At 69.7% G+C, this 26,192-nt stretch carries 29 protein-coding genes, 1 tRNA gene and 1 riboswitch; of the genes, 18 read left to right on the top strand and 12 right to left on the bottom strand.

From position 1 onward, the window contains the following. Positions 1-105: 105 nt before the first annotated feature. Complete coding sequence (locus SACTE_RS11855) at positions 106-771, top strand: RDD family protein (RefSeq protein WP_014046271.1); 666 nt, start codon at positions 106-108, stop codon at positions 769-771. 12 nt (positions 772-783) lie between these two features. Here the strand turns inward: SACTE_RS11855 and SACTE_RS11850 are convergent, their stop codons facing one another. After that, the gene (locus SACTE_RS11850) at positions 784-1,077 is read right to left on the bottom strand and encodes a hypothetical protein (protein WP_014046270.1); all 294 of its coding nucleotides are present in this window, start codon (positions 1,075-1,077) and stop codon (positions 784-786) included. Positions 1,078-1,456: 379 nt separating this feature from the next. Between SACTE_RS11850 and SACTE_RS11845 the strand changes: the two genes are divergently transcribed. Both SACTE_RS11845 and SACTE_RS11840 read left to right on the top strand, forming a co-directional pair. Continuing rightward, the gene (locus SACTE_RS11845; protein WP_014046269.1) at positions 1,457-3,856 is read left to right on the top strand and encodes an immune inhibitor A domain-containing protein; all 2,400 of its coding nucleotides are present in this window, start codon (positions 1,457-1,459) and stop codon (positions 3,854-3,856) included. Positions 3,857-3,980: 124 nt separating this feature from the next. After that, the gene (locus SACTE_RS11840; protein ID WP_014046268.1) at positions 3,981-4,328 is read left to right on the top strand and encodes a hypothetical protein; all 348 of its coding nucleotides are present in this window, start codon (positions 3,981-3,983) and stop codon (positions 4,326-4,328) included. Between the two features lie 16 nt (positions 4,329-4,344). On the opposite strand, the gene SACTE_RS11835 is transcribed toward SACTE_RS11840, so the two are convergent. Together SACTE_RS11835 and SACTE_RS11830 are read right to left on the bottom strand one after the other, a co-directional pair. Next, positions 4,345-4,929 (bottom strand): isochorismatase family protein, encoded by a 585-nt coding sequence (locus tag SACTE_RS11835; RefSeq protein ID WP_014046267.1) that lies wholly within the window; start codon positions 4,927-4,929, stop codon positions 4,345-4,347. 202 nt (positions 4,930-5,131) lie between these two features. Next, the gene (locus tag SACTE_RS11830; RefSeq protein WP_014046266.1) at positions 5,132-6,460 is read right to left on the bottom strand and encodes a nicotinate phosphoribosyltransferase; all 1,329 of its coding nucleotides are present in this window, start codon (positions 6,458-6,460) and stop codon (positions 5,132-5,134) included. A gap of 80 nt (positions 6,461-6,540) precedes the next feature. Here SACTE_RS11830 and clpS point away from each other — a divergent pair, with 80 nt between their 5' ends. The 7 genes from clpS to SACTE_RS11800 all read left to right on the top strand — a co-directional run bounded on the left by clpS (position 6,541) and on the right by SACTE_RS11800 (position 11,443). Further along, positions 6,541-6,858 (top strand): ATP-dependent Clp protease adapter ClpS, encoded by a 318-nt coding sequence (clpS, locus tag SACTE_RS11825; RefSeq protein WP_014046265.1) that lies wholly within the window; start codon positions 6,541-6,543, stop codon positions 6,856-6,858. Positions 6,859-6,899: 41 nt separating this feature from the next. After that, on the top strand, positions 6,900-7,487 hold the full coding sequence (locus tag SACTE_RS11820) for a DUF2017 domain-containing protein (RefSeq protein ID WP_014046264.1): 588 nt from the start codon (positions 6,900-6,902) through the stop codon (positions 7,485-7,487). A 306-nt stretch (positions 7,488-7,793) separates the two neighbouring features. Next, positions 7,794-9,230 (top strand): amino acid permease, encoded by a 1,437-nt coding sequence (locus SACTE_RS11815; RefSeq protein ID WP_014046263.1) that lies wholly within the window; start codon positions 7,794-7,796, stop codon positions 9,228-9,230. A gap of 184 nt (positions 9,231-9,414) precedes the next feature. Next, positions 9,415-9,852: a M67 family metallopeptidase gene (locus SACTE_RS11810; protein WP_014046262.1), complete on the top strand. Its 438-nt coding sequence runs from the start codon at positions 9,415-9,417 to the stop codon at positions 9,850-9,852. Positions 9,853-9,992: 140 nt separating this feature from the next. Further along, entirely contained in the window at positions 9,993-10,106 is a 114-nt protein-coding gene (locus SACTE_RS35570; protein ID WP_311654356.1) for a putative leader peptide, read from the top strand. Between the two features lie 108 nt (positions 10,107-10,214). Next, positions 10,215-10,493, top strand: coding sequence for a MoaD/ThiS family protein (locus SACTE_RS11805; protein WP_014046261.1), 279 nt, complete (start codon positions 10,215-10,217; stop codon positions 10,491-10,493). Further along, positions 10,493-11,443, top strand: coding sequence for a cysteine synthase (locus tag SACTE_RS11800; protein ID WP_014046260.1), 951 nt, complete (start codon positions 10,493-10,495; stop codon positions 11,441-11,443). Before SACTE_RS11805 ends, SACTE_RS11800 begins: the two co-directional genes overlap by 1 nt. Positions 11,444-11,561: 118 nt before the next feature. On the opposite strand, the gene SACTE_RS11795 is transcribed toward SACTE_RS11800, so the two are convergent. Continuing rightward, complete coding sequence (locus SACTE_RS11795; RefSeq protein WP_019993618.1) at positions 11,562-12,050, bottom strand: type II toxin-antitoxin system PemK/MazF family toxin; 489 nt, start codon at positions 12,048-12,050, stop codon at positions 11,562-11,564. 165 nt (positions 12,051-12,215) lie between these two features. Between SACTE_RS11795 and SACTE_RS11790 the strand changes: the two genes are divergently transcribed. After that, entirely contained in the window at positions 12,216-12,968 is a 753-nt protein-coding gene (locus SACTE_RS11790; protein ID WP_014046258.1) for an MBL fold metallo-hydrolase, read from the top strand. An 80-nt stretch (positions 12,969-13,048) separates the two neighbouring features. Here SACTE_RS11790 and SACTE_RS11785 read toward each other — a convergent pair whose 3' ends face one another. Continuing rightward, positions 13,049-14,350 carry a PTS transporter subunit EIIC gene (locus SACTE_RS11785; protein ID WP_014046257.1) on the bottom strand — a complete coding sequence of 434 codons (1,302 nt, stop codon included), beginning with the start codon at positions 14,348-14,350 and terminating at the stop codon, positions 13,049-13,051. A 263-nt stretch (positions 14,351-14,613) separates the two neighbouring features. Beyond that, positions 14,614-15,873 carry a PTS transporter subunit EIIC gene (locus tag SACTE_RS11780; protein ID WP_014046256.1) on the bottom strand — a complete coding sequence of 420 codons (1,260 nt, stop codon included), beginning with the start codon at positions 15,871-15,873 and terminating at the stop codon, positions 14,614-14,616. A gap of 219 nt (positions 15,874-16,092) precedes the next feature. On the opposite strand from SACTE_RS11780, the gene SACTE_RS11775 reads away from it, so the two are divergent. The 4 genes from SACTE_RS11775 (at position 16,093) to rdgB (ending at position 18,320) form a co-directional block, all read left to right on the top strand. Further along, a complete protein-coding gene (locus tag SACTE_RS11775; RefSeq protein ID WP_014046255.1) occupies positions 16,093-16,326 on the top strand; it encodes a PTS glucose/sucrose transporter subunit IIB in 234 nt (77 codons plus the stop codon). Between the two features lie 154 nt (positions 16,327-16,480). Next, on the top strand, positions 16,481-17,218 hold the full coding sequence (gene rph / locus SACTE_RS11770) for a ribonuclease PH (RefSeq protein ID WP_014046254.1): 738 nt from the start codon (positions 16,481-16,483) through the stop codon (positions 17,216-17,218). Positions 17,219-17,317: 99 nt separating this feature from the next. Continuing rightward, the gene (locus SACTE_RS11765) at positions 17,318-17,707 is read left to right on the top strand and encodes a hypothetical protein (RefSeq protein ID WP_014046253.1); all 390 of its coding nucleotides are present in this window, start codon (positions 17,318-17,320) and stop codon (positions 17,705-17,707) included. A gap of 10 nt (positions 17,708-17,717) precedes the next feature. Continuing rightward, on the top strand, positions 17,718-18,320 hold the full coding sequence (rdgB, locus tag SACTE_RS11760) for an RdgB/HAM1 family non-canonical purine NTP pyrophosphatase (RefSeq protein ID WP_014046252.1): 603 nt from the start codon (positions 17,718-17,720) through the stop codon (positions 18,318-18,320). A gap of 57 nt (positions 18,321-18,377) precedes the next feature. Here rdgB and SACTE_RS11755 read toward each other — a convergent pair. The 5 genes from SACTE_RS11755 to bcp all read right to left on the bottom strand — a co-directional run bounded on the left by SACTE_RS11755 (position 18,378) and on the right by bcp (position 22,072). Continuing rightward, positions 18,378-18,462 (bottom strand) — tRNA-Leu (locus SACTE_RS11755). A 9-nt stretch (positions 18,463-18,471) separates the two neighbouring features. After that, the gene (locus tag SACTE_RS33140) at positions 18,472-19,176 is read right to left on the bottom strand and encodes an HNH endonuclease signature motif containing protein (RefSeq protein ID WP_014046251.1); all 705 of its coding nucleotides are present in this window, start codon (positions 19,174-19,176) and stop codon (positions 18,472-18,474) included. Next, a complete protein-coding gene (locus SACTE_RS11750) occupies positions 19,173-19,829 on the bottom strand; it encodes an HNH endonuclease (protein WP_014046250.1) in 657 nt (218 codons plus the stop codon). The genes SACTE_RS33140 and SACTE_RS11750 overlap by 4 nt, the downstream gene beginning before the upstream one ends. A 152-nt stretch (positions 19,830-19,981) precedes the next feature. Continuing rightward, positions 19,982-21,478 carry a glycine betaine/L-proline transporter ProP gene (proP, locus tag SACTE_RS11745; protein WP_014046249.1) on the bottom strand — a complete coding sequence of 499 codons (1,497 nt, stop codon included), beginning with the start codon at positions 21,476-21,478 and terminating at the stop codon, positions 19,982-19,984. 126 nt (positions 21,479-21,604) lie between these two features. After that, positions 21,605-22,072, bottom strand: coding sequence for a thioredoxin-dependent thiol peroxidase (gene bcp / locus SACTE_RS11740; protein ID WP_014046248.1), 468 nt, complete (start codon positions 22,070-22,072; stop codon positions 21,605-21,607). Between the two features lie 129 nt (positions 22,073-22,201). Between bcp and SACTE_RS11735 the strand changes: the two genes are divergently transcribed. The 3 genes from SACTE_RS11735 to SACTE_RS11725 all read left to right on the top strand — a co-directional run bounded on the left by SACTE_RS11735 (position 22,202) and on the right by SACTE_RS11725 (position 23,525). After that, positions 22,202-22,540, top strand: a complete 339-nt coding sequence (locus tag SACTE_RS11735; RefSeq protein ID WP_014046247.1) for a DUF3618 domain-containing protein — start codon at positions 22,202-22,204, stop codon at positions 22,538-22,540. Positions 22,541-22,662: 122 nt separating this feature from the next. Beyond that, positions 22,663-23,001 (top strand): co-chaperone GroES, encoded by a 339-nt coding sequence (locus tag SACTE_RS11730; RefSeq protein ID WP_014046246.1) that lies wholly within the window; start codon positions 22,663-22,665, stop codon positions 22,999-23,001. Between the two features lie 97 nt (positions 23,002-23,098). After that, a riboswitch (guanidine-III (ykkC-III) riboswitch) is annotated at positions 23,099-23,165 on the top strand. Between the two features lie 39 nt (positions 23,166-23,204). After that, the gene (locus SACTE_RS11725; protein WP_014046245.1) at positions 23,205-23,525 is read left to right on the top strand and encodes a multidrug efflux SMR transporter; all 321 of its coding nucleotides are present in this window, start codon (positions 23,205-23,207) and stop codon (positions 23,523-23,525) included. 42 nt (positions 23,526-23,567) lie between these two features. Here SACTE_RS11725 and SACTE_RS11720 read toward each other — a convergent pair whose 3' ends face one another. Further along, positions 23,568-26,111 (bottom strand): transglycosylase domain-containing protein, encoded by a 2,544-nt coding sequence (locus SACTE_RS11720; RefSeq protein WP_014046244.1) that lies wholly within the window; start codon positions 26,109-26,111, stop codon positions 23,568-23,570. Positions 26,112-26,192 lie beyond the last annotated feature (81 nt).

The following is a 26,192-nucleotide window of genomic DNA, read 5'->3' as shown; positions in this document are numbered from 1 at the left end:
TCCGGTACACCGTCGAGGGGCCCCGTACGCCCGTGTGCTGACGGCCCGTCCCCCGAAGAGACCTGAGCCGTTGCGGGCCTTTCCGGGCCGGGGTGCACTGCCCCCATGAGCAACGAACCGCCGCCTCCGCCGCCCGGCCAGCCGCCCGAGGACGACCCGTTCTCCAAGAGGCCGCCGCAGGGGCCGCCGCCCTCGGGCGGCTCGCCCTACGGCAGTGGCCCGCCCCCGCCGCCGTACGACCCCGGTCCGTACGGCGGCGGGGGTCCGTACGGGGGCACCGACCCGCTGGCGGGCATGCCGCCGCTCGCCGAGCCCGGCAAGCGGATCCTGGCGCGGCTGATCGACTTCCTCATCATCTCGATCCCGCTCTACCTGATCTCGCTGCCCTTCGGAGGGGCCGTCGACGTCACCTCCGACGACGGGGGCAACGACTTCGGCAACGCGATCGGCAACTCCTACAACGGGCACCAGCTGATCTGGTCGCTGATCGGCTGCGTGGTCTACGTCGCCTACGACACGTACTTCACGCACAAGGACGGCCGGACGCCCGGCAAGCGGCTGCTGAAGATGCGGGTCGCGATGCTGAACGACGGATCGGTGCCGGACACCAGCTCCGCGCTGATGCGGGCCGTCGTGCTGTGGCTTCCGGCGCTGTTGTGCTGCCCGTGCCTGTGGTGGCTGATCAACATCGTGCTGATGTTCACCGACAAGCCCTACCGGCAGGGTCTGCAGGACAAGGCGGGCAAGACGGTCGTGGTGGCCGTGCGCTGACGGCGCGGTCGTTCAGCGGCGCAGCGAGTGCTCGCCGGCGCGCTCCGCACGCGCGGCGGTGATCCGCGTGTCCGCGGCCGGGTGGTGAGCGCGGGCGGCGGCCGGCGCCGCCGGCGTCCGCGCGGCCTTGGTGCGTCGCCTCAGGGGCACGGTCATGGACACCAGCAGACCGAGCAGCAGCGAGGCGGTGCCGATGACCGCCACACCCGCTCCGGAGTCCGTGCGGGACAGCAGCAGCATGGCGAGCGCGGAGAGGACGACGGTGGCCGAACCGTAGGAGACCTGAGCGGCAGTCAGACGCGGCATGGCGGTATCCGTCCTCCGGGCGTCGGATGAGGCAGTCTCTCGACACGTTCGCACTGTCAATCGACTCTACGACGGTGGATGCCCCTGACGGACACGCGGTAAGCGTGGCCTCACCCGCGGTGCCGGTGCACGGGGGGGCGCACGGAGTCACGTGCACGCCGAATCACCTGCGCGACGCGCCGGTCGGTTCCGGGCGACGGGTGAGGCCGTCCGGATACCGGAGGGTGTCACCCGCATAGTGCACTTGGCCTGTTCAAGTCAAGATCTGTCTTTTCTCTCGCAACTCCGATCGAATGTCGTCACTTGTGACGCGTTGACGCGCGCGGCCCCTTCTCACCCCCCTGGCCGCGATCGCGAACGCCGGGGAGGACTGCATCACGTGAGCACTCAAAGACGGGCGCTGCGCGCCACCGCGGTGGCCGTGGCCTTGGTCGCCACCGCCGCGACGGCGTCTACTTTCGCCACCGCACAGGCAGATGACAAGACGTCGGGATCGGGCGCGTCCGTCGTGGACCGCCGCGACCCCGCGCCGGCCAAGGCGCACGAGCACGACCTCGAAGGCCCCTTCAGCAAGGAGCAGGACGCCCAGCGCAAGGCCGCGCTGGAGCAGGTGCTGACCGGGGACAAGAAGGTGACGACCCGCGGCGGCTCGAAGGTCGTCCAGCTCGGCAGGAGCAAGTACGTCGAGCTCGGCCGGGAGAAGACCGACAAGATCTTCACCATCCTCGTGGAGTTCGGCGACCAGGTCGACGACACCACGATGTACGACCCGGACGGCGACGGCCCGAAGCCGCCCGTCAAGAAGTACGGCGGTACGCCCGGCCCGCTGCACAACCAGATAGCCGAGCCGGACCCGAAGAAGGACAACAGCACCGCCTGGCAGGCCGACTACGACCAGGCGCACTTCCAGGACCTCTACTTCGGTCAGGGCAAGGGCAAGGAGTCGCTGAAGACCTACTACGAGAAGACGTCCTCCGGGCGCTACTCGGTCGACGGTGAGGTCTCCGACTGGGTCAAGGTCCCGTACAACGAGGCCCGTTACGGTTCCAACTACTGCGGCTCGACCAACTGCGCCAACGTCTGGGACGCGGTCCGCGACGGCGTCAACGCCTGGGTGGCCGACCAGAAGGCCAAGGGCCGCACGCTCGACCAGATCAAGGCCGACCTCGCCCAGTACGACCAGTGGGACCGGTACGACTACGACGGCGACGGCGACTTCAACGAGCCCGACGGCTACATCGACCACTTCCAGCTGGTCCACGCCGGCGAGGACGAGTCCGCGGGCGGCGGCGCCGAGGGCACCGACGCCATCTGGGCGCACCGCTGGTACGCGTACGGCACCAACGCCGGTGCGACGGGCCCCGCGAACAACAAGGCCGGTGGCGCCGAGATCGGCGACACGGGCATCTGGGTCGGCGACTACACCGCGCAGCCCGAGAACGGCGGCCTGGGCGTCTTCGCCCACGAGTACGCCCACGACCTCGGCCTGCCGGACCTCTACGACACCTCCGGCGGCGGTGAGAACTCCGTCGGCTTCTGGTCCCTGATGTCGGCCGGCTCCTGGCTCGGCACCGGCGACGGCCAGATCGGCAACCTCCCCGGCGACATGACCGCCTGGGACAAGCTCCAGCTCGGCTGGCTCGACTACGACAAGGCCAAGGCCGCCACGAAGTCGACCCACAAGCTGGGTGTGTCGGAGTACAACACCAAGGACAAGCAGGCGCTCGTCGTCGAGCTGCCGAAGAAGGCCGTCACCACCACGGTCACCAAGCCGGCCGAGGGCTCCAAGCAGTGGTGGAGCGACATGGGTGACGACCTGTCGAACACCCTGACCCGCTCGGTCGACCTCACCGGGAAGTCGTCCGCCTCGCTGGACCTGTCCGGCTGGTACGACATCGAGGCCGACTACGACTACCTCTACACCGAGGTCTCGGACAACGGCGGCACGAGCTGGACCGCGCTGGACGGCACCGCCGACGGCAAGGCCATCCCCCGTGACGCCAGCGACAAGCCGGCCCTGACCGACGTCTCGGGCGGCTACAAGAAGCTCTCCTTCCCGCTGGACGCCTACGCGGGCAAGAAGATCGACCTGCGGTTCCGCTACCAGACGGACGGCGGCGCGGGCGGGAAGGGCTTCACCGCCGACGCGATCACGGTCACCGCCGACGGCGCCGCGCTCTTCACCGACGGTGCCGAGGGCGACGACAACGGCTGGACCGCCAAGGGCTTCTCGCGGATCGGTGAGTCGTTCACCAACGACTACCCGCAGTACTACATCGCGGAGAACCGCCAGTACGTCTCGTACGACAAGACCCTCGCGGTCGGCCCGTACAACTTCGGCTTCACCACGACCCGTCCCGACTGGGTCGAGCACTACGCGTACCAGAACGGCCTGATGGTGTGGCTCTGGGACACCTCCCAGAAGGACAACAACACCTCCGTGCACCCGGGCCAGGGCCTGATCCTGCCGGTGGACTCGCACGCGAAGCCGCTCAAGTGGAAGGACGGCACGCTCCTGCGCAACAAGATCCAGCCGTTCGACGCCCCGTTCAGCTGGTACCCGAACAAGGGCTTCACGCTGCACAACGCGGACGTGCCGCTGAAGATCCCGGCGTCGCTGGGCAACCCGGTCTTCGACGACCGGCTGGGCACGTACTGGTACAAGGAGAACCCCACGGGAAGTGTCAAGGTCGCTGACACCAACACCCGGATCACGATCGTGAACGAGCCCCTCAGCGGCTCCACGATGACCGTGAAGGTCGGCCCCTCGGGCCGGTAGTCAGTAACACCGCAGGTCAGAGCTTGATCGGCCGTCGCCCCCTAGCGGGCGGCGGCCGATCGTGTTTAGGTGCGTCGTGACCGATCCTTATTGACACGAAGTCTTACGGGGGAGTGTGCGCAGCATGGCAGGCGGAGGATTCTGCAGATTGCCGAACGGCACGGTGGTGGTGGCCCTGGCCCTGAACCGCCCGCCGGACGGAGCCGGGGGCACCGGGGCCCCGGTACGGGTGCTGGTGCACGCCGCGAACCGGGCGCGGGCCCTGACCAGGCTCCGCAACCTGGGGCTGCGTGCCGTCTACCTCCGGGGCAACACCCAGCCGCCCACCCCGGACGAGATCACGGCGGTGCTGCACCACCCGGACGGGCTGCTCTGGCGGAGGGCGCCGCAGTCCGGCCAGGAGCTCTGGCACCCGATCCGGGCGCTGCTGGGCCCGGCGGGATACGCCGGACCGGCCCGGCCGGCCGCCTGAGCCCGCGGGAGGCGGGTCAGACGACGGGCTTGCCCGACAGCTCCACGCCCGCCGCCCGCAGCTCCTCCAGTGCCCGCTCGGTCGTCCCCTCGGCGACGCCCGCCGTCAGGTCCAGCAGCACATGGGTCTCGAAGCCCTCACGGACCGCGTCGAGCGCGGTGGCCCGCACGCAGTGGTCCGTGGCGATACCGACGACGTCGACGGCGGTGACGGACCGCTCCCGCAGCCACTGGGCGAGGCCGGTGCCGTTCTCGTCGGTGCCTTCGAAGCCGCTGTAGGCGGCCTCGTACGCACCCTTGTCGAACACCGTGTCGATGGCGCCGGAGGCGACGGCCGGGGCGAAGTTCGGGTGGAAGCCGACGCCCTCCGTGCCCGCCACGCAGTGCGGCGGCCAGGAGTCCTCGAAATCGGGCGTTGCGGAGAAGTGGCCGCCCGGGTCGATGTGGTGGTCGCGGGTGGCCACGACGTGGCGGTAACCGGGCTGGGCCTCGCCGATCAGGTCGGTGATGGCGGCGGCGACATCGGCGCCGCCCGCCACCGCGAGGCTGCCGCCCTCGCAGAAGTCGTTCTGAACGTCGACGACGATCAAGGCGCGATGCATGACGGGTGTCCTTCGGTGGGGGTTCGACGGGAGGGGGAGGGGCGGCGGACGGGGAGCGGGCGGTGGGGACGCCTTCGAGCCTAGAGACTCGGCGGGGCCTGCGGGAGGGGTAACGCCCGGCAGGTACCGCCGGGGCCGCCCCGGCGTGCGCGTACGGCGCGCGTACGGCCGCCGCGCTCCCCCCTGTGCGGCCCCCGCCCCCTCACACGTACTCGGTCGGCAGCACGGGCTCGCCCCGGGAGAGCTGCATCGCCGACATCGGCAGCCCGGCCCGGGCCGCGATGTGCCGGTCGCGGGCCGCCTCCAGCGGCTCCCGGGCGACCACCTCGCCGCCCCGGACCAGCTCCACCTGGAGCTGCCGGTCCACCAGGTCCGCCGGCACCTCGCCGGTGCCGATCACCTCGGCCTCGGCCACCCCGTACTCGTCCGACCGGCGCGCGGCCCACTTGCGGCCGCCCCTGGACGACTTCGCGCCCAGCGACTTCTTCACGACCGGCCGCAGCGGATCGGCCGGGTCGGCGGACTCCGCGCGGGCCACCAGCTTGTAGACCATCGAGCACGTCGGGTGCCCGCTCCCGGTGACCAGCTGGGTGCCCACCCCGTACGCGTCGACGGGCGCGGCGGCCAGCGAGGCGATCGCGTACTCGTCGAGGTCCGAGGTGACGACGATGCTCGTCTCCGTGGCGCCCAGCTCGTCCAGCTGCTGCCGCACCCGGTGCGCGACGAGCAGCAGGTCGCCCGAGTCGATGCGTACGGCCCCGAGCTCCGGCCCCGCGATCTCCACCGCCGTACGGACCGCCTCGGTGACGTCGTAGGTGTCGACCAGCAGCGTGGTGCCCCGCCCCAGCGAGTCCACCTGCGCCCGGAACGCGTCGCGCTCGCTGTCGTGCAGCAGCGTGAAGGCGTGCGCGCTGGTCCCGACGGTCGGGATGTTGTACCGGAAGCCGGCCGCGAGGTCCGATGTCGTGTGGAAGCCGCCGACGTACGCGGCACGGGACGCCGCCACCGCGGACAGCTCGTGGGTGCGCCGGGCACCCATCTCGATGAGCCGGCGCCCGCTCGCCGCCGCCGACATCCTCGACGCCGCCGCGGCGATCGCCGAGTCGTGGTTGAGGATCGACAGGATCACCGTCTCCAGCAGCACGCACTCGGCGAAGGACCCCTCGACCCGCAGGAGCGGCGAGCCCGGGAAGTACACCTCGCCCTCCGGGTAGCCCCAGATGTCGCCGCCGAAGCGGTAGTCGGCCAGCCAGTCGACGGTGGCCCCGTCCACGACGCGCTGGTCCCGGAGGAAGGCGAGCATCTCGTCGTCGAAGTGGAAGTTCTCCACCGCGTCCAGCACGCGCCCGGTGCCCGCGACGACGCCGTAGCGCCGCCCCTCGGGCAGCCGGCGCGTGAACGCCTCGAAGACGGAGCGCCGGTCGGCGGTACCGGCCTTCAGGGCGGCCTGCACCATCGTGAGCTCGTACTGGTCGGTGAAGAGTGCGGTCGACGGCACACCGACCCGTCGCCCAAGGTCCGCTGAGTTCATGCCGGGGATGCTACTCCCTTATTCGTCAAAGTGACGAGATGGGGTCGCCGTTTATGCGCGAGACCCACCCTGGTGGCAGCATGGGAAGGGTGAGCGTTGCTTCCCCCGTAGAGATCGAACGTCCCGAATCGGCCGAGGAGACCTACACCGTCCCCGAGCCCGACGTCCCCTGGGTGACGCTGGTGCACAACGACCCGGTCAACCTCATGAGCTATGTGACATATGTCTTCCAGGCCTACTTCGGCTACTCCAAGGACAAGGCGCACAAGCTGATGCTGGACGTCCACCAGAAGGGCCGCGCGGTCGTCTCCAGCGGGAGCCGGGAGGAGATGGAGCGCGACGTCCAGGCCATGCACGGCTACGGTCTCTGGGCCACGCTGACCCAGGACCGCAACTGACGCACCGCTGCCCCTCAGTCCGCCCCATCATCGGAGAATCCATGGCCGGCCACTTCGAGGCCACCCCCGGCGGCGGCGCGGCCGTCGCGCTCGACGAGGTCGAGATCGCCATCCTGCGCTCCCTCGCCGTCCAGCTGCTGGAACTGATCGGTCCCGGTGACGAGCCCGCCGAGGACGCGGACCCGCTGGCCGCCCTCTTCGCCGAGGGGCCGAGCGAGCCGCCCGGCGACCCGGCCCTGGCCCGGCTCTTCCCCGACGCCTACGGCGACGAGGACAAGGAGCTGCGCGAGGCCTCCGCCGAGTTCCGCCGCTTCACGGAGATCGACCTGCGCGGCCGCAAAAGGGAGGACGCCCTCGTCGTCGTCCGGACCCTGGACGCGCTCCGGCCCGTCGGTGAGGAGGGGGCGGTGCTCACCCTCGACGCCGAGGACTGCCGGCACTGGCTGGGCTCACTCAACGACCTGCGGCTGACCATCGGCGCGCGGCTGGAGGTGTCCGACGAGGACGAGGGGCAGGGCGGCTCGCTCTACCGGCTCCCCGACAGTGACCCGCGCAAGCCGATGGTGATGGCCTACCTCTGGCTGGGTGCCCTTCAGGAGACTCTCGTCGAGACGCTGATGCCCGAGTAGGGCGCGGGCACGCGTTCGCTCAACGGAGGCTCAAATCCGAATAACGATCGCGTCACCCGAACAGCCTTCTTTGCAGCGGCTGGAAACGCTTGTCCGCTTTTTCCTGTGGTGTGCGCCACAGAATGTCTCAGGGATCACCCGGGCACCCGTGATAAATCTTCACGACCGCCCGGGGACGCCACCCCTGTCCCCGGGGGCGCTACGAGTCGGCCGAACGCCGGCGGCACTCCATCCATATCCGGGGGGATCAGGACCTGATCCGTGGCCTGCGAAGGCGCGGATCGGCGTGGAGAAAGGCGCACCACCATGACATCGGCGCAGGTCGACAAAGGACAGGCGGACGGCCCGGAGGCCACGGAGGCGGGCACACCGGGAGAGGGCTACCAGCGGGGCCTGGGAGCCCGGCAGATCCAGATGATCGCCATCGGCGGCGCCATCGGCACGGGACTCTTCCTCGGTGCGGGCAAAGCCATCGACCGGGCCGGACCCAGCCTCATCCTGGCCTACGCCATCGCGGGCCTGGTCATCTTCTTCATCATGCGGGCCCTGGGCGAACTCCTCATGTACCGCCCGGTGTCGGGCTCCTTCTCGGAGTACGCCCGCGAATTCATCGGCCCCTTCGCCGGATTCGTGACCGGCTGGACCTACTGGCTCTTCTGGGTCGTCACCGGAATCACCGAAGTCACCGCTGCGGCCACCTATATGACGTACTGGTGGAATATCCCGCAATGGCTCTCGGCGCTGGTCTTCACCGTCATTCTGTACGGCGCGAACCTGATCTCCGTGAAGCTCTTCGGCGAGCTCGAGTTCTGGTTCTCGATGGTCAAGGTCACCGCGATCCTCGGCATGATCCTCATCTGTGCGGGCGTGCTCACCCTCGGCTTCTCCGACGCCGGTGACACCGCGACCGTCTCCAACCTCTGGAACGACGGCGGCTTCTTCCCCAACGGGATCAGCGGCACCCTGATGACCCTGCAGATCGTGATGTTCGCCTTCCTCGCCGTCGAGCTGGTCGGTGTCACCGCGGGCGAGTCGAAGGACCCCAAGACGGTCCTCCCCAAGGCGATCAACACCGTGCCCTGGCGCATCGCCGTCTTCTACGTCGGCGCGCTCATCATGATCCTCTCGGTGGTCCCGTGGAGCACCTTCAAGCCGGGCGTCTCGCCCTTCGTGGCCGCGTTCGAGCAGATGGGCCTCGGTGTCGGTGCCGCGATCGTCAACTTCGTCGTCCTCACCGCCGCCCTCTCCTCCTGCAACTCGGGCATGTACTCCACCGGCCGGATGCTGCGTGACCTCGCGATCAACGGGCAGGGGCCGAAGGCCTTCACCAAGCTGACGGGGAACGGCCTGCCGCTCATCGGGACCACCTTCTCCGCCGCGCTGATGCTCGTCGGCGTCTGGATCAACTACCAGTGGCCGGGCGACGCGTTCAACTACGTCGTCTCCTTCGCCACCATCTCCGGCATGTGGGCCTGGATCATGATCCTCGTCAGCCACATCCGCTACCGGACCGCGGCCGACCGCGGGCAGCTGCCGCAGTCCACGTTCAAGGCTCCGGGCGGCATCGGCAGTTCCGTGTTCGCGCTCGCCTTCATCATGATGGTGATCACCATGATGGCGATCGACGAGGACGCCAGGATCTCGCTGTACTGCGCACCGCTGTGGGCCCTCGTCCTCGGCGTCTCCTACCTGGTCCTCAGGGCCCGCAACCCCGAGAGCGCCTCCTTCGCCAAGCGCCGCTGAACCGCGCCTGGCCTCCCCACGGACACCGGCCGCCCCAACGGCCCTGTCCGGCATCCGGGCCCTCCCGTACCGCCCCTCGGTACGGGAGGGCCCGCCCGCCCGAGACCCGGCCTCACGGCCGCACGCGCCCGGCCCGGCTCCTCCTCCCGCCCACCGTTCGCCGGCCCGTCTTATCCTGGGCCCCATGCTGACCATCACCCAGGCGCTCTACGACCAGATCGTGGCGCACTCCCGAGCCGACCACCCCGACGAGGCGTGCGGCGTGGTCGCGGGTCCGGCCGGAACTGGCCGGGCCGAACGCTTCATCCCGATGCTCAACGCCGCGCGCTCGCCCACCTTCTACGAGTTCGACTCGACGGACCTGCTGAAGCTCTACCGCGAGATGGACGACCGCGACGAGGAGCCGGTGATCATCTACCACTCCCACACGGCGACCGAGGCCTACCCGTCCCGCACGGACGTCACGTACGCCAACGAACCCGGCGCCCACTACGTCCTCGTCTCCACCGCGGACACCGACGACGCGGGCCCCTTCCAGTTCCGCTCGTACCGCATCGTGGACGGCGAGATCACGGAGGAGGACGTCGAGGTCGTCGAGGTGTATCCGCAGGCCGCCGTCTGACCTCCCGGGGGCGGGCGCCGAGCGCCCCGCCCCCGGCCCGGGCCGTCTCCGTACGACCGTTGTCCACGTGGCGAACGCCCGCCATCCACCATGTGGGATCACACTCCGGGTTCCCGGTGGGGAATCGATACGATGACCGCATGGTTTCCCATGACGTGAGCGAAATGACGCCGGGCACGCTGCTCGTCGCGCGGCTGCACGTCGACCTGTGCAGGCTGTCCAGCGCGATGTGTCCCGCCGCGGCATGCCCGTGAACCGCACGGCCTGAGCCGCGGTCCGAGCCCCACCCGTACGCACCACCCCCGCGCGGGGCAGCAACGCACGCCCCCGCACACTCCACGCTTTCGACAGGAGCCCACGCCATGGCCATCGAGGTCCGCATCCCGACCATCCTCCGCACCTACACCGACGGCGCCAAGGCGGTCGAAGGCAACGGGGAGACCCTCGCCGACCTCTTCGCCGACCTGGAGAGCCGCCACAACGGCATCCGTGAGCGCATCGTCGACGGCGACAAGCTCCGCCGCTTCGTCAACGTCTACCTCAACGACGAGGACGTGCGGTTCCTCGACGGCATCTCCACCAAGCTGTCCGACGGCGACAACGTCACCATCCTCCCGGCCGTCGCCGGCGGCATGCGCTGATGCGGTACGACTCCCCGCTCGCGGCCGTGGGCAACACGCCCCTGGTCCGCCTCCCGCGGCTCTCCCCGTCCGACGACGTCCGTATCTGGGCCAAGTTGGAGGACCGCAACCCCACCGGCTCGATCAAGGACCGCCCCGCGCTCCACATGGTCGAACAGGCGGAGAAGGACGGCCGCCTGACCCCGGGCTGCACGATCCTGGAGCCGACGAGCGGCAACACCGGCATCTCGCTCGCGATGGCGGCCAAGCTCAAGGGCTACCGCATCGTGTGCGTCATGCCGGAGAACACCTCCCAGGAGCGGCGCGACCTCCTCGCCATGTGGGGCGCGGAGATCATCTCCTCCCCGGCGGCCGGTGGCTCCAACACGGCCGTCCGCGTCGCCAAGGAGCTCTCGGCCGAGCATCCGGACTGGGTGATGCTCTACCAGTACGGCAACCCGGACAACGCCGGCGCCCACTACGCCACCACCGGCCCGGAGATCCTCACCGACCTCCCGTCCCTCACCCACTTCGTGGCGGGCCTCGGCACCACCGGCACCCTCATGGGAGTCGGCCGCTATCTGCGCGAGCACAAGCCGGACGTCGCGATCGTGGCGGCCGAACCCCGGTACGACGACCTCGTCTACGGGCTGCGCAACCTCGACGAGGGCTTCGTCCCCGAGCTGTACGACGCGTCGGTGCTCACCACCCGCTTCTCGGTCGGCTCCGCCGACGCGGTCACCCGCACCCGTGAACTCCTCCAGCAGGAAGGCATCTTCGCGGGTGTCTCCACCGGCGCCGCACTCCACGCGGCGATCGGCGTCGGACAGAAGGCCGTCAAGGCCGGACAGTCCGCGGACATCGTGTTCGTCGTCGCGGACGGCGGCTGGAAGTACCTGTCGACGGGCGTCTACACGGCCCCGACGACCGAGGCCGCCATCGAGACCCTGCACGGCCAGCTCTGGGCGTGACCGCCCGCTCCACGCATCCGCCCCAGCGCATCACCGCCCCGAGCCGGGCGCGCCCCCCGGGGCGCGCCCGGCTCCGGACGTCACAGGCCCGGCCGCGGAAGGCCCCGGGGCGCCCGGCTCAGCCCAGCCCGCGCACCCGGTCCCACACCTCCGGGTCCGCCTCGCCCGCCTTCCGCCTGAACGCCCGCACCGGCACGTCCCGCAACTCGTCCGTCTCCAGGAAGCTCTGCCGCCCCTCGGCGTCACCCACCGCACCCGGAGCGAGCGCGATCACCCCGGGCCGTTCCGCGTGAAGCTTGCTGGTGATCTTGGCGACCACCGCCGTACCGCCCCGCACCGACAGCACCAGGCACGGCCGGTCCTTCGAGCCCGGCCCGTCCTCGTACGGCACGTCCGCCCACCAGATCTCCCCGGGCCGCGGCGCCCCGCCCGGCCGGGACCGCGACGGCGGACGCGTACGCTCCGGCGCCCGCCCCGACGGCCGGCCCGCCCCGCCCGGCCGCCGCCCCCTGGGCCCACGACCGCTGCGCCCCCACCCGTCGGCCACCGACGCGACGAGAGCCAGCAGGACCACGACGACCAGCGCCACCCACCACCACGTGTTCATCACCCGACCGTACCGGCCCGTGCGCGGCTTCCATCGAACCGGTGACAGCACAGGTGAGTTCCCCCACAACGGCAGGCCGTGGAGGAGCGACCGGTGGTCCGGCGCCTTACGCTCGACGGACCGCACGAACCCTCCCCGTTCCCACGTCTCGGAGGTTCACGCTCCATGAAGCTCACCGTCGTCGGCTGCTCCGGCTCGTTCCCGTCCGCGGGTTCGGCATGCTCGAGCTACCTCGTAGAGGCCGACGGCTTCCGGCTGCTCCTCGACATGGGCAACGGCGCCCTCGGCGAGTTGCAGCGCCACGTAGGTCTCTACGACCTCGACGCCATCTTCCTCAGCCATCTGCACGCCGACCACTGCATCGACATGTGCGCGTACTTCGTCGTCCGCTACTACCGCTTCGACGGAGGCCGCCCCGCCCCCGTCCCGGTGTACGGGCCCGAGGGCACGGAGCAGCGGCTGACCACCGCCCACGCCGACACCCCGTCCGACCACGCGATGGGCGAGGTCTTCGACTTCCGCACGCTGAAGTCCGGCTCCTTCGAGATCGGCCCCTTCTCGGTGCGCACGGAACAGGTCAGCCACCCCGTGGAGACCTTCGGCATCCGCATCGAGCACAACGGCCGCACGCTCGTGTACTCCGGCGACACGGGCACCTGCGAGGCACTGGACGAACTCGCGGAGGGCGCCGACCTGTTCCTCTGCGAGGCGTCGTTCGTGCACGGCAAGGAGGACATCCCGGGCCTCCACCTCAACGGCCGCGAGGCGGGGGAGTACGCGGCCCGTGCCGGCGCGGGCCGCCTCGTGCTCACCCACATCCCGCCGTGGACCGACGCCGAACGCAACCGCGCCGACGCCCGCGACGTCTACGACGGTCCGGTCGAGCTGGCCGCGCCGGGCGCGGTGTACGAGGTCTGAGGCCCCGGCACACGACGAACGACGAAGCCCCCACCGTCCCTGCTCGGGAGGTGGGGGCTTCGTCACAGACCGTTCAGGGCTTACGCCTTGGTGAGGTCCTCGACCTCTTCCTCGGGCTCACGGCCCGGAGTGGTGAGGTTGAACTTCGTGATGGCGAAGCGGAAGACCGCGTAGTAGATCACCGCGAAGACCAGGCCGATCGGAATGATCAGCCATGGCTTCGTCGCCAGGTTCCAGTTCAGCGCGTAGTCGATGAAGCCGGCCGAGAACGTGAAACCGGCGTGCACGCCGAGTGCCCACGTCACGACCATGGAGAGCGCGGTGAGAACCGCGTGGATCGCGTACAGCAGCGGCGCGATGAACATGAACGCGAACTCGATCGGCTCCGTCACACCCGTCACGAACGAGGTCAGGGCCAGCGACATCATCATGCCGGTCACGGCCTTGCGGCGTTCGGGCCGAGCGGTGTGGGCGATGGCCAGAGCAGCAGCCGGGAGACCGAACATCATGATCGGGAAGAAGCCCGACATGAACTGGCCCGCGCCGGGGTCGCCGGCGAAGAACCGCGTCAGGTCACCATGGACGATCGAACCGTCCGGCTTGGTGAAGTCACCGATCTGGAACCACGAGACCGTGTTGACGAACTGGTGCATACCGATCGGCAGCAGACCGCGGTTGATCAGGCCGAAGAGACCCGCACCGGCGGCGCCTAGACCCGTGATCCACTCACCGAAGTCGGTGATGACGTCGCCGATGGGCTCCCAGCCCAGGACGACCAGCACGCCCATGGCGGTACCGACGAAGGCCATGATGATCGGGACGAGACGGCGGCCGTTGAAGAAGCCGAGCCAGTCGACCAGCCGGGTGCGGTGGAACTTCTGCCACAGCACCGCCGTCAGGAGGCCCAGGATGATGCCGCCCAGGACGCCCGGGTTCTGGAACCCGGCGGCCGTGACCTCCTCGCCCTTCTGGTACGCACCGCCGAAGAGGCCGGTCGATATGTACGTGCCGCCCTCCACCTCGATGGGGAACTGGTGGATCACCGCGAAGTAGGTGAGGAAGCCGACCACGGCGGCGAGCGCCGTGGAGCCGTCGGCCTTCTTGGCGAAACCGATCGCGACGCCGATGCAGAAGAGCAGCGGCAGGCCGAACGACGCGTCGAGCAGCGCACCGCCCGCACCCGCGAAGACCTTGGCGACCTGGTCCCAGCCCAGCCCGTCCGGGCCGAAGACGTCCGGCTGGCCGAGGCGGAGCAGAATGCCCGCTGCCGGCAGCACGGCGATCGGCAGCTGGAGACTGCGCCCGACCTTCTGCAGGCCCTGGAACACGCCGGAGCCCCGCTTCTTCGCGGGAGCCGCCGCCGCAGCGGTGTCCGTACTCATGAACTTCCTCCGGTAGGCAAGGCGCCGCCGTGTGAAGGGTTCGGGGGGCGACGACTCGAGGAACGCGGCGGTAGAGACGGCCGCGTGGTCTGGACCACTCAGTGGTGTAGACCAGTTTTAGCACGGTGAGGGTTAGATAAGGAACCTGCAATTTCCTTCCTGTTTGGGGGGTGACGCCGCAGCCACTTTCGGTGACACGCCGAAAGCCCCCGAACCGACAGGTCCGAGGGCTGCGCCGGGCCGGAGAAGCCCCGGCCGGAATGCTACTTCGTCAGGTCCTCCTCGACCCTCTTCTCCTCCTCCTCGGGCTCCCGCCCCGGGGTCGGGAGGTTGAACTTGGTGATCGCGAACCGGAAGACCACGTAGTAGACGACGGCGAAGCACAACCCGATCGGGATGATCAGCCACGGCTTCGTGTCCAGATGCCAGTTGACGACGTAGTCGATCAGTCCCGCCGAGAAGCTGAACCCCGCGTGCACGCCGAGGGCCCAGGTGACACCCATCGAGACGCCGGTGAGAACCGCGTGCACCCCGTACAGCAGCGGCGCGACGAACATGAACGAGAACTCCAGCGGCTCCGTCACGCCCGTCACGAACGACGTCAGCGCCACGGACAGCATGAGCCCCGCGACCTCCTTGCGGCGCTCCGGCCGCGCGGTGTGCGCGATCGCCAGGGCGGCGGCGGGCAGGCCGAACATCATGATCGGGAAGAAGCCCGAGGTGAACTGCCCCGCGGACGGGTCCTGCGCGAAGAAACGGGAGATGTCGCCCTGGACGGTCTGGCCGTCGCCCCCGGTGAACTCGCCCGCCTGGAACCAGAAGAACGTGTTCAGGAACTGGTGCATGCCGATCGGGATCAGCAACCGGTTCGCGAAGCCGAAGATGGCCGCGCCCCACGCACCCAGATCGATCAGCTGCTTGGAGAACCAGGTCAGCGCGTCACCCACCGGCTGCCACAGAAGGCCGAACAGCACGCCGAGGACCACGCACAGGAAGGCCATCAGGATCGGTACCAGCCGGCGGCCGTTGAAGAAGCCCAGCCAGTCCACCAGTTTCGTACGGTGATAGCGCTGCCACACCACGGCCGTCAGCAGGCCGATGAGGATGCCGCCCAGCACCCCGGGGTTCTGCGGCTCGCCCTCCGGGAGCGCCTCGGTCACCGTGCCGTCCACCGGGAACGCCCCCAGGACGCCCCGGTACACCAGAAAGCCGACGACCGCGGCGAGAGCCGTCGAGCCGTCGGCCTTCTTCGCGAAGCCGATCGCGACGCCGATGCAGAAAAGCAAGGGGAGTCCGACCGTGCCGTCCAGGATGGCGTTGCCGCCGTTGAGCAGGACCTTGGAGGTCTTGTCCCAGAAGGCGCCGTGGAGGTAGGAGGCGAAGAGATTGCCGAGGCTGACGAGCAGGCCGGCCGCCGGCAGTACGGCCACCGGCAACTGCAGGCTGCGGCCCACTTTCTGCAGCCCCTGGACCGGACCGTTCCACCACTTCCGCCCTGGTGCTGTCGCCGCGTTCGCACTCATCGGCATCCTCCCGGAACACTTCAGGTTTGGCGGTCGTTGCAGACTGGTGTAGACCAGTTGGGATACGGTGTGGAGTCCCTCCGTGAGGCGGGGCACCGGTGATCGTCATCATTGAGGACCGTGCGGTTACCCGCCCGTGAAGTTGGGCCAACCGTGCGTTACCGTGACGAAACGGACCCACGGTGGGCCGCCCACGCACGAAAGACCAGGGAGTAGGACATGGCCAGCAAGGCTGAGAAGATCGTCGCCGGGCTCGGTGGTATCGACAACATCGACGAGATCGAAGGCTGCATCACCCGCCTCCGCACCGAGGTCCACGACCCCAGCAAGGTCGACGAAGCCGCGCTCAAGGCCGCCGGCGCCCACGGCGTCGTGAAGATGGGCACCGCGATCCAGGTCGTCATCGGCACCGACGCCGACCCCATCGCCGCCGACATCGAAGACATGATGTGACCGGCTGACCCACCCCGTCCGCGCACAGACCCCGCAGGCCCCGCTCCCGCCGCTCCCCCGGCCGGGGAGCGGGGCCTGCGGCGTGCCCGGGACCAGCGGCGGCCCCCGGCACACCCGAACAGAGCCACCCCCGCCAGCCGATAGGCTCGACGCCATGTCTCGTATCGACGGCCGCACCCCCGAACAGCTCCGCCCCGTCACCATCGAACGCGGATGGAGCAAGCACGCCGAAGGCTCCGTACTCATCTCCTTCGGCGACACCAAGGTCTTCTGCACCGCCTCCGTCACCGAAGGCGTCCCGCGCTGGCGCAAGGGCAGCGGCGAAGGCTGGGTCACCGCCGAGTACTCCATGCTGCCCCGCTCCACCAACACCCGCGGCGACCGCGAATCCGTACGCGGCAAGATCGGCGGCCGCACCCACGAGATCAGCCGCCTCATCGGCCGCTCGCTGCGCGCCGTCATCGACTACAAGGCCCTCGGCGAGAACACCGTCGTCCTGGACTGCGACGTCCTCCAGGCCGACGGCGGCACCCGCACCGCCGCCATCACCGGCGCCTACGTCGCCCTCGCCGACGCCGTCGCCTGGGCCCAGGGCAAGAAGATCGTCAAGCACGGCCGCAAGCCCCTCACCGGCACCGTCGCCGCCGTCAGCGTCGGCATCGTCGACGGCACGCCCCTCCTCGACCTCTGCTACGAGGAGGACGTCCGCGCCGAGACCGACATGAACGTCGTCTGCACCGGCGACGGCCGCTTCGTCGAGGTCCAGGGAACCGCCGAGGCCGCCCCCTTCGACCGCAGCGAGCTCGACGCCCTCCTCGACCTCGCCACCGCCGGCTGCGTCGACCTGGCCAAGCTCCAGCAGGAGGCGCTCGCCCGCACACTCGGCGAGTAAAGAAGCAACCAAGAACGCAGCGCACAGCGTCGTGACGGGTACGGGCGCACGGGTCGAACCGTGCGCCCGTCCACGTATCCCACCGGGGAGGGACCGCACATGACCGCGCGCCGCCACCACCGCACCGCACTCGCCGTCACCGCCACCCTGCTGACGCTCACCGCGGCGGCCGGCTGCTCGGCCGTCGACAAGGCCCTCGACTGCGTCCGCACCGCCGACGCGATAGCCACCAGCGTCGGCAACCTCCAGCAGGCCGTCTCCACCGCCTCCGACGACCCGACCCAGGCCTCCGAAGCGCTCGACGAGATCGACAAGGAACTGAAGAACCTCGGCGACACCACCGACGACGCCGACCTCTCCCAGGCCGTCGACGACCTCCAGGCGGGCGTCACCGGCGTCCGGGCATCCATCGACCAGGGCGACGCCACCCCCGACCTCACCCCTGTCACGGACGCCGCCTCCGAAATAGGCAAGGTCTGCAGCCCCTGATAATCGAGGCATGACCCGCCTGATCCTCGCCACCCGCAACGCCGGGAAAATCACCGAACTCCACGCGATCCTCGCCGACGCCGGACTCACCCACGACCTCGTCGGCGCGGACGCGTACCCCGACATCCCCGACGTCAAGGAGACCGGCGTCACCTTCGCCGAGAACGCCCTGCTCAAGGCCCACGCCCTGGCCCAGGCCACCGGCCACCCGGCCGTCGCCGACGACTCCGGCCTCTGCGTCGACGTCCTGGGCGGCGCCCCCGGCATCTTCTCGGCCCGCTGGTCCGGCACCCACGGCGACGACGCCGCCAACCTGGACCTGCTGCTCGCCCAGCTCTCCGACATCGACATCCCGCACCGCGGCGCCTACTTCGCCTGCGCCGCCGCCCTGGCCCTGCCCGACGGCACGGAACGCGTGGTCGAGGGCCGGCTGACGGGCACGCTGCGCCACACCCCGGCCGGCACGCACGGCTTCGGCTACGACCCGATCCTCCAGCCCGACGGCGAGTCCCGGACCTGCGCGGAACTGACCCCGGCGGAGAAGAACGCCATCAGCCACCGCGGCAAGGCGTTCCGGGCGCTGGTGCCGGTGGTGCGGGAGTTGGTGGGCTGAGCCACCGGACATGGGAACGGCCTGCGCATCATTCCCTGATACGCAGGCCGTTTCCGGTGCGGCGGAAGGGATTCGAACCCTCAAGCCGTTTCACGGGCCACAGATCCTAAGTCTGCTGTGTCGCCAGTTGCACCACCGCCGCTCGCGCCTGTCATCGTACCGGGCAGGCCGCCGAGGTGGTAAGCGAGTCAGCGGGGCGCACCGCCCTGCGTGCGCCCCCTCGGCACCATGTGCTGGTGACCGCATGGCAGTTCGGGCAGAGGAGCCGCAGGTTCTCAGGACGGTCGTCGCTCCAGTCGCCGTTGATGTGGTCGATCTCCAGGGTGATCGGAGCGCCGCGCCAAACCGGATCACTTCCACACCCGTCACACCGGTCGGGTACGCCGATCTCGGAAAGCGCCCGCCGCAACAACGCGGTCTTCGTGCGGCGCTTGCCGGCATGCCTCACCAGTACATCCTCGGGACGTCCAACAGATTTCGGCGCCGGTCGGCCGCGCTGGTGTGCCTGGCCGAGGAAATGCGAGGTCGCAATGGCTTCTTCCGCTGTCCACCGGCGCAGGAGGCCTCGCTGGTGCCCGTTGTCCGGGCGGCCGAGCCGGCGTAGCAGCTCTGCCAAGGAGCGGGAGCTCGCCACGGCCTCGCAAAGCGTGCCCCGGTCCGGCCGTGTCGCGCCGGCGGACCCGCGGGGGGTGAAGTGGGAGACGTCGATCCCGTAGTGGGCGAACCGCCGTGACAGATAGCGCCGGAGGTGTCCGTAGGGAGGAGTGCCGAAGAACGCTATGACCTCGTCGATGTCCGAGCACTGTTCCGCGGCCCTGACCAGTTGCTCACGGGTGTACCGCTTGCCTCGGCTCACCTGCCACCGCTCCTGGCGCGGTGCCCCTTGGCCCGACCGCGGTACGTGTCGGTCGCCGCGTGGCAGTTGGGGCACAGGAGCCGCAGGTTCTCCAGGCGGTTGTCGCGCCAGTCGCCGTTGACGTGGTCCACCTCGAGCGGGAGCGAACGCCCGCGCCAGAGCGGTTCCGTCCCGCAGAGGGCGCAGCGCTCCGGGATGCCGTGCGCCGACAGGGCCGTCTTGAGGCGGGCGCCGGGTACGCGGCGGGCGCCGGGCGCCGTGTCCTCCACGAGCAGTTCCTCGGGGGTGCGCCGCCGCCGCGTCACCCCGGATCGGGATGGCTGGGTGAAGTGCGAGGTGTCGATGCCGAACGCCCTGATGCGGCGGCTGATGTTGGTGTGGTGGCCTCCCACCGCTTCGAGGCCGAGGCGCCGCAGTACTTCGTACACGCTCGTTGACTCGGCCACCACGGGCTCGAGGATTTCCCTGGTCCAGCGAACGCCCTCCCGCTCGAAGTGCCCGGTGGCGATGCCCATCTTCCTCATGCGGTCCCGGACGTAACGCCGGGTCGAGCTCTTCGGGTCGATTCCGAGCTTCGTCAGTGCCTCCGAGAGCGTCCGGGACGACGCGGCCGCGTCATCGAGGCGCTCGCGGGTGTAAGGGCTTGTCGCCATGGCTCCTCCGTTCCCTGCCCGGCCACGCGTTCGCAGCCTCGTACGGAGCAACGAACCGTTAATCGGATGGTCACGTCCGGAATGCGGCGGGATGTGGAAGGGCCCGTACCGCTTCGGTCGAAGCGGTACGGGCCCTTCGGGAGCGGGGTGGGTCAGAACTTGGGGTCCGGGCTCTGGGCGTGGACCAGTTCTGCCGCCTCCTCGGCCGTCTCCACCGAGGGCGGGGAGCCGGCCAGGGGCTTGTTGGCGGTCTCCTTCATGCAGGCCACCGCGATCACGCCGATCAGGGCCGCCGCCATCGAGTAGTACGCCGGCATCAGGTTCGAGCCGGACCAGCTGATCAGGGCCGTGATCACCAGCGGGGTCGTACCGCCGAAGATCGAGGCGGAGAGGTTGTAGCCGACCGAGAGGGAGCCGTAGCGGACGTTGGTCGGGAACAGGGCCGGGAGCGCGGCGGACATCGTGCCCAGCATGCAGACCAGGGAGAGGCCGAGCATCAGCATCCCGATCGTGATCGCGACGATGCTGCCCTGGCGGATCAGCAGGAAGGCCGGGAGCGAGAGGAAGAGGAAGCCGAGCATGCCCGTCATCAGCAGCGGCTTGCGGCCGAAGCGGTCCGAGAGCTTGCCGAACCGGCTGATGACCACCATCAGGAAGACCATGACCGCGAGCAGGATGAGCAGCCCGTGGGTCTCGCTGTAGCCGAGCTCGTCGGAGAGGTACGTCGGCATGTACGACAGCAGCATGTAGTCGGTGATGTTGTACGCGCCGACCAGGGCGATGCAGAGGATCAGCGTCGGCCAGTACTGGCGGAAGATCTTGGCCAGGTCGCCCTTGGCGGTGGACTCGACGTGGTCGGCGGCCTCCGTGGCGTGCGCCGTGCCGCCCTCCAGCTTCTGGAAGGCGGGGGTCTCGTCGAGCTTCAGCCGCAGGTAGAGGCCGACCAGGCCGAGCGGACCCGCGACCAGGAAGGGGATGCGCCAGCCCCAGGATTCCATCTGGGCGGTGTCCAGGAGGGCGTAGAGGGCGGTGACGAGGCCGGCCGCGCCCACGTAGCCGGCGAGGGTGCCGAATTCGAGGAAGCTGCCGAAGAAGCCGCGGCGCTTGTCGGGGGCGTACTCGGCGATGAAGGTGGAGGCGCCGCCGTACTCACCGCCGGTGGAGAAGCCCTGGAGCATGCGGAAGGCGATCAGCAGGACGGCCGCCCAGACGCCGATCGTGTCGTGGGAGGGGATCAGGCCGATCGCGAAGGTGCCGACCGCCATCAGGATCATGGTGAGGGCGAGGACCTTCTTGCGGCCGATCTTGTCGCCCATCGGTCCGAAGAACATTCCCCCCAACGGCCGTACGAGGAAGGCGACCGCGAAGGTGGCGAACGAGGAGAGGAGCTGGGTCGTGTCGTTCCCGGACGGGAAGAAGACGTGACCGATGGTGACGGCCAGGTAGGAGTAGATACCGAAGTCGAACCACTCCATGGCGTTACCGAGAGACGCCGCCTTCACCGCGCGCTTGACCGCCTGGTCGTCGGTGACGGTGATGTCGGTCCGACGGAGCCGGGGGTTCTGACGCTTCCTGATCGCACGGAAAAGTGCGGGGTGACGTTTGACCGCTTCAGGGTCGGCCACCTGGTGGGGGTCGGGGGCCGCCATGGCCGGTTCCTTTCCTCGAAGGGTGTTCCAGGAAAGGCTTCTGCGCAGTCATGGCGGTTGCAAACCGAATCCATGGCCGATTGCGACGTCGGTCACAGGTCGCGGCCGGGGAGGGGTGTGCCCGGGTCAGATGCCGAGATCCTTGATGATCTTGGCCACATGACCCGTCGCCTTGACGTTGTAGAGAGCCCGCTCCACCTTGCCCTCTTCGTCGACGACGATCGTGGACCGGATGACGCCTGTCACCACTTTGCCGTAGAGCTTCTTCTCTCCGTAGGCACCGTACGCCTCCAGGACCTCCTTGGAGGGGTCTCCCACGAGGGTGACCTTCAGGTCTTCCTTCTCGCGGAACTTCGCGAGCTTCTCCGGCTTGTCGGGGGACACGCCGATGACGTCGTAGCCGGCCCCGGCGAGGAGCTCCAGGTTGTCGGTGAAGTCGCAGGCCTGCTTGGTGCAACCGGGGGTAAGTGCGGCTGGGTAGAAGTAGACGATGACCTTGCGGCCCTTGTGGTCCGCGAGCGAGACGTCGTTGCCGTCGGCGTCCGGAAGGGTGAAGGCGGGAGCGGTGTCGCCGGTCTGGAGTCGCTCGCTCATGTTTCTCCTCGAGTGGCATAAGGGGTGTGCGGGACCGAGCGTAATAGGGGGTGCCGCCGGGTGTACGGGCGGTCGAGCTGACAGACTGTCGATGAAGGTTTACCGGACGACGACCACGGAGGCGGCGCAGTGTCGGATACCAGGACCCCTGCGCAGATCGAGGCGGACATCATCAGCAGGCGTGCGCAGCTTGCTGTGGTGCTGGACGAGATCGGGGTGCGGGTGCACCCGAAGACGATCATGGGCGATGCCAAGGCCAAGGTGGCGTCGACGGTGGACCGGACGGCCGGGCGCGCGTACGTCGCGGTGAACCGGTCGGTGTCGGGCGTGAAGGCGCAGTTCGTGGCGGAGGACGGCTCGCCGCGGCTCGACCGGGTGATTCCGGCGGCGCTGCTGGTGGCGGGTGCGGTGACGCTGCTGACCGTGTCCTCGCGTTCGTCGGGGTCTTCGCGCCGGAAGAAGCGCTGAGGAAGAAGCGCCGAGGGCGTTCGCGGAATCCTTTCGGCGTGGTGGGCCCGTGCCCGTCCCGGCCGGGTTTCCGTTGTGCCCCGGGGGCGCCCGGCCGTGCCCGGGGCAGGTAGGTTCGGGGCGTGAGCGAGAACACCGACGACAAGCTGCCCATCCGGATGCTGCACGACCGTGTGCTGGTCCGGTCCGATTCGCCCGAGGGCGAGCGGCGTTCCGGCGGGGGCATCCTGATTCCGGCGACGGCGGCGGTGGGCCGGCGTCTGGCGTGGGCCGAGGTGGTCGCGGTCGGTCAGAACGTGCGGACCGTGGAGCCGGGTGACCGGGTGCTGTACGACCCGGAGGACCGCGCCGAGGTCGAGGTGCGGGGCACGGCGTACGTGCTGATGAGGGAGCGGGATCTGCACGCGGTGGCGGCGGACCGCTTCGAGGGTTCGGTGGATTCGACGGGGCTGTACCTGTAGGACGGGTCAGGACCGGCCGGCCGCGGCGGGTCCGCCCGCAGACCCGTGGTCGGCGGCCTGGTGACCGTGGTCACCAGGCCTTTTGTCGTGCGCGCGGGGGTTGCTACGGTGGTGGGATCCCCGACGAGACGCGCCGTACCGGGTTTCCGCAAAGACGACGCACCTGTGTTCTGTCCGCGTGTTCGTCGTGTGGAGGTGCCGTCATGGCGTGGGTTCTGCTGGTGGTCGCCGGTCTGCTGGAAGTGGGCTGGTCGATCGGGATGAAGTACACCGAGGGGTTCACCCGGCTGTGGCCGAGCGTGTTCACCGGGCTCGGGATCGTGGCCAGCATGATGCTGCTGTCGCAGGCGGCGAAGACGCTGCCGATCGGTACGGCCTACGGGGTGTGGGTCGGGATCGGTGCGGCGGGCGCGGCGGTGTTGGGCATGGTGGTGCTGAACGAGCCGGTGACCGCAGCCCGGATCTTCTTCGTCTGTCTGCTGCTGGTGGCGGTGGTGGGGCTGAAGGCGACGTCCGGTCACTGACGCGCCCCGAGACAGGGCCCCGGTGACCGGGGCCCTGGTGGGTCAGGGCCCCGGTGTGCCTTCCGGGGTCGCCGCCGCGGGCTTCGCGGGGGTGTTCTCCGGGGGCTGCTTCGCTGCCGGGGAGGCCGTCGCTCCGCCCGCGGGGGCGTCGTCCCGGGGTGTGCGGGGCGGGTCGGCGGGTGCGGCGGTCCCGGAGGGTTTCGCGCCGGTGCGGTCCCGGGGGGATGTCGCCCCGGGGGAGGCGCTGTCGCGGCCTCCTGCCTCCTCGGTGTCCCGGGGGCGCTTGGAGGGGTCCGACTCCTCGGTGTCCTCGTCCTGTTCCGGTTCTTCGGGTCCTTCGTCGGCTTCCAGTTCGAAGTCCTGGGCGTCGCTGCCTTCCAGGGCGGCCCGGGTGTAGGCGCCCCAGGTCTGGGCGGGGGCGCCGCCGCCGTTCATCCGGGGGAGGCCGAGGGCGCCGTAGAGCGGTTTCTGGATGCCGGTGTCGGGGTCCTGGCCCATGACGGCGATGACGGTGGCGAGGTCCGGGGTGTACCCGGCGAACCAGGCGGCCCGGTCCTCCTCGGCGGTGCCCGTCTTGCCCGCGGCGGGACGGCCCGCCGACTGGGCGGCGGTGGCGGTGCCGCCCTCGACGACGCTCAGCAGGACGGAGGTGGTGGTGTCGGCGGCCTCGCGGCTGATGACCTGCCGGGCCTTGTGGGTGGGGAGGGCGAGGTCGGTGCCGTTCTTGCTGATCTTCACGACGAGGGAGTGGGGCCGCTGCCGGCCGTGGTCGGCGAGGGTGGCGTAGGCGGAGGCCATGTCGAGGACGCTCGCGGTGGCGGGACCGAGGGCGATGGAGGGGGTGGCGGTGAGGTCGGGGGTGGTCTTGGGGATGCCGAGGGCGACGGCGGTGTCCCTGACCCGCTCGGGGCCGACGTCCTGGGCCATCTGCGCGTAGACGGCGTTGACGGACTTGTCGGTGGCCTCGCGGACGGTGATGGAGCCGTAGTCGACGTCGTCCTCGTTGGCGGGGGAGTAGCCGGTGGAGCCGGTGGAGCTCTGGACGGTGCGTTCGTTGGTGCCGTCGTAGCGGGTGTTGGGGGTGATGGCGCGGCCGCCCTGGGTCTTGGAGCCGTGGGCGAGGGCGGCGGCGAGGACGAAGGGCTTGAAGGTGGAGCCGACCTGGTAGTCGCGGCGGGTGGCGTTGTTGACGTACTGCCTGGTGTAGTCGACGCCGCCGTACAGGGCGACGACATGGCCGTCGGCGGGGTCGACGGAGGCGCCGCCGGCCCGGACGTTGCGGTCGGCGTCCCGCTCGTCGCTGGTCTTGGACAGGACGTTGTCCTGGACGGCTTCGACGAGGGCGTCCTGCTTGTCCTTCCTCAGGGTGGTGACGATGCGGTAGCCGCCGGTGGCGAGGGTGTCCGCGTCGATGATCTTGTTGCTGGTCAGGTAGTCCTCGACGGCCTGGACGATGTAGCCGCGCTGGCCGGAGAGTGCGGTCGGGGGCTCGGCCTTGACGGGGACGGGGAAGGTCATGGCCTTGCGGTCGGAGCGGCTGAGCCACCCCTCCTTGACCATTCCGTCGAGTACGTAGTTCCAGCGGGCCAGGGCCGCCTTCTTGTTCTCGGGGTGCACGACGACGTCGTAGTTGCTGGGGGCGTTGAGCAGGGAGGCGAGGTAGGCGCCTTCGCCGATCTTCAGGTCCTCGACGTCCTTGCCGTAGTAGGCGTGCGAGGCGGCCTGGATGCCGTAGGCGTTGCGGCCGAAGTAGCTGGTGTTGAGGTAGCCCTCCAGGATCTCGTCCTTGCTCTGTTCGCGGTCGAGCTTGATCGAGATGAAGAACTCCTTGGCCTTGCGGACGACGGTCTGCTCCTGGCCGAGGTAGTAGTTCTTGACGTACTGCTGGGTGATGGTGGAGCCGCCCTGGCGTCCCCCGCCGGTGAGGGTCTTCCAGCCGGCACGGAGGGTGGCCTTGACGTCGATGGCGTCCTCGGAGTAGAAGTCCCGGTCCTCGGCGGCCAGTACGGCGTGCCGGATGTTCCGGGGGATGCGGTCGAGCGGGACCTTCTCGCGGTTGATCTCGCCGTCGCGCGCGATGACCTTCTTCCCGTCCGCGTACAGGTAGACGTTGGACTGGGCGGTCGCGGCGGCGTTGGCGGCGGGAATGTCGACGAGCTGGTAGCCGACGAGGAATCCGCCGACGAGGAGCAGGGCGAGGAGCAGGACGCCGCCGAGGGCCATGCGCCAGGTGGGGACGGCCCGGCGCCAGCCGGTGCGCTTTCGGCGCGCGGCGCGCTTCTTGCCTCCGGGGGCGCCGTCCGCCTCCTGGGACGCCTCGGAAGCCTCGGGTCCCTGGGATGCCTGAGAAGCCTCGGGTCCCTGGGATGCCTCGGATGCCTGGGAGGTGGCTCGGGCGTCGGCGTCCGGAGTGTCCGGGGCGTCGTCCGGGGCGTCGAGTGCGCCCGGAGTGTCCGGGGCGTCTGCGCCGTCCGTGGCGTCCGGGTTCTTCGGGGCGGGTTCCGCGGCCGAGGGGTCCCGGGGGGACCAGCCCCCGTTGCCCTGCTGACCAGGGTCTCCGCTGTTCTGCGGTGGCTCGTGGCTCATGACGTGGAGGCTCCTCGACTGCGGACAGTTGTCCCATAGTGCACTTTTTGTGGTGATAACCCCGGGATACGCCCCGGAAAT

Origin of the sequence: Streptomyces sp. SirexAA-E (genome assembly GCF_000177195.2) — a bacterium.
Taxonomy (GTDB): domain Bacteria; phylum Actinomycetota; class Actinomycetes; order Streptomycetales; family Streptomycetaceae; genus Streptomyces; species Streptomyces flavovirens.
This window is presented reverse-complemented; position numbering and strand designations above follow the sequence as displayed.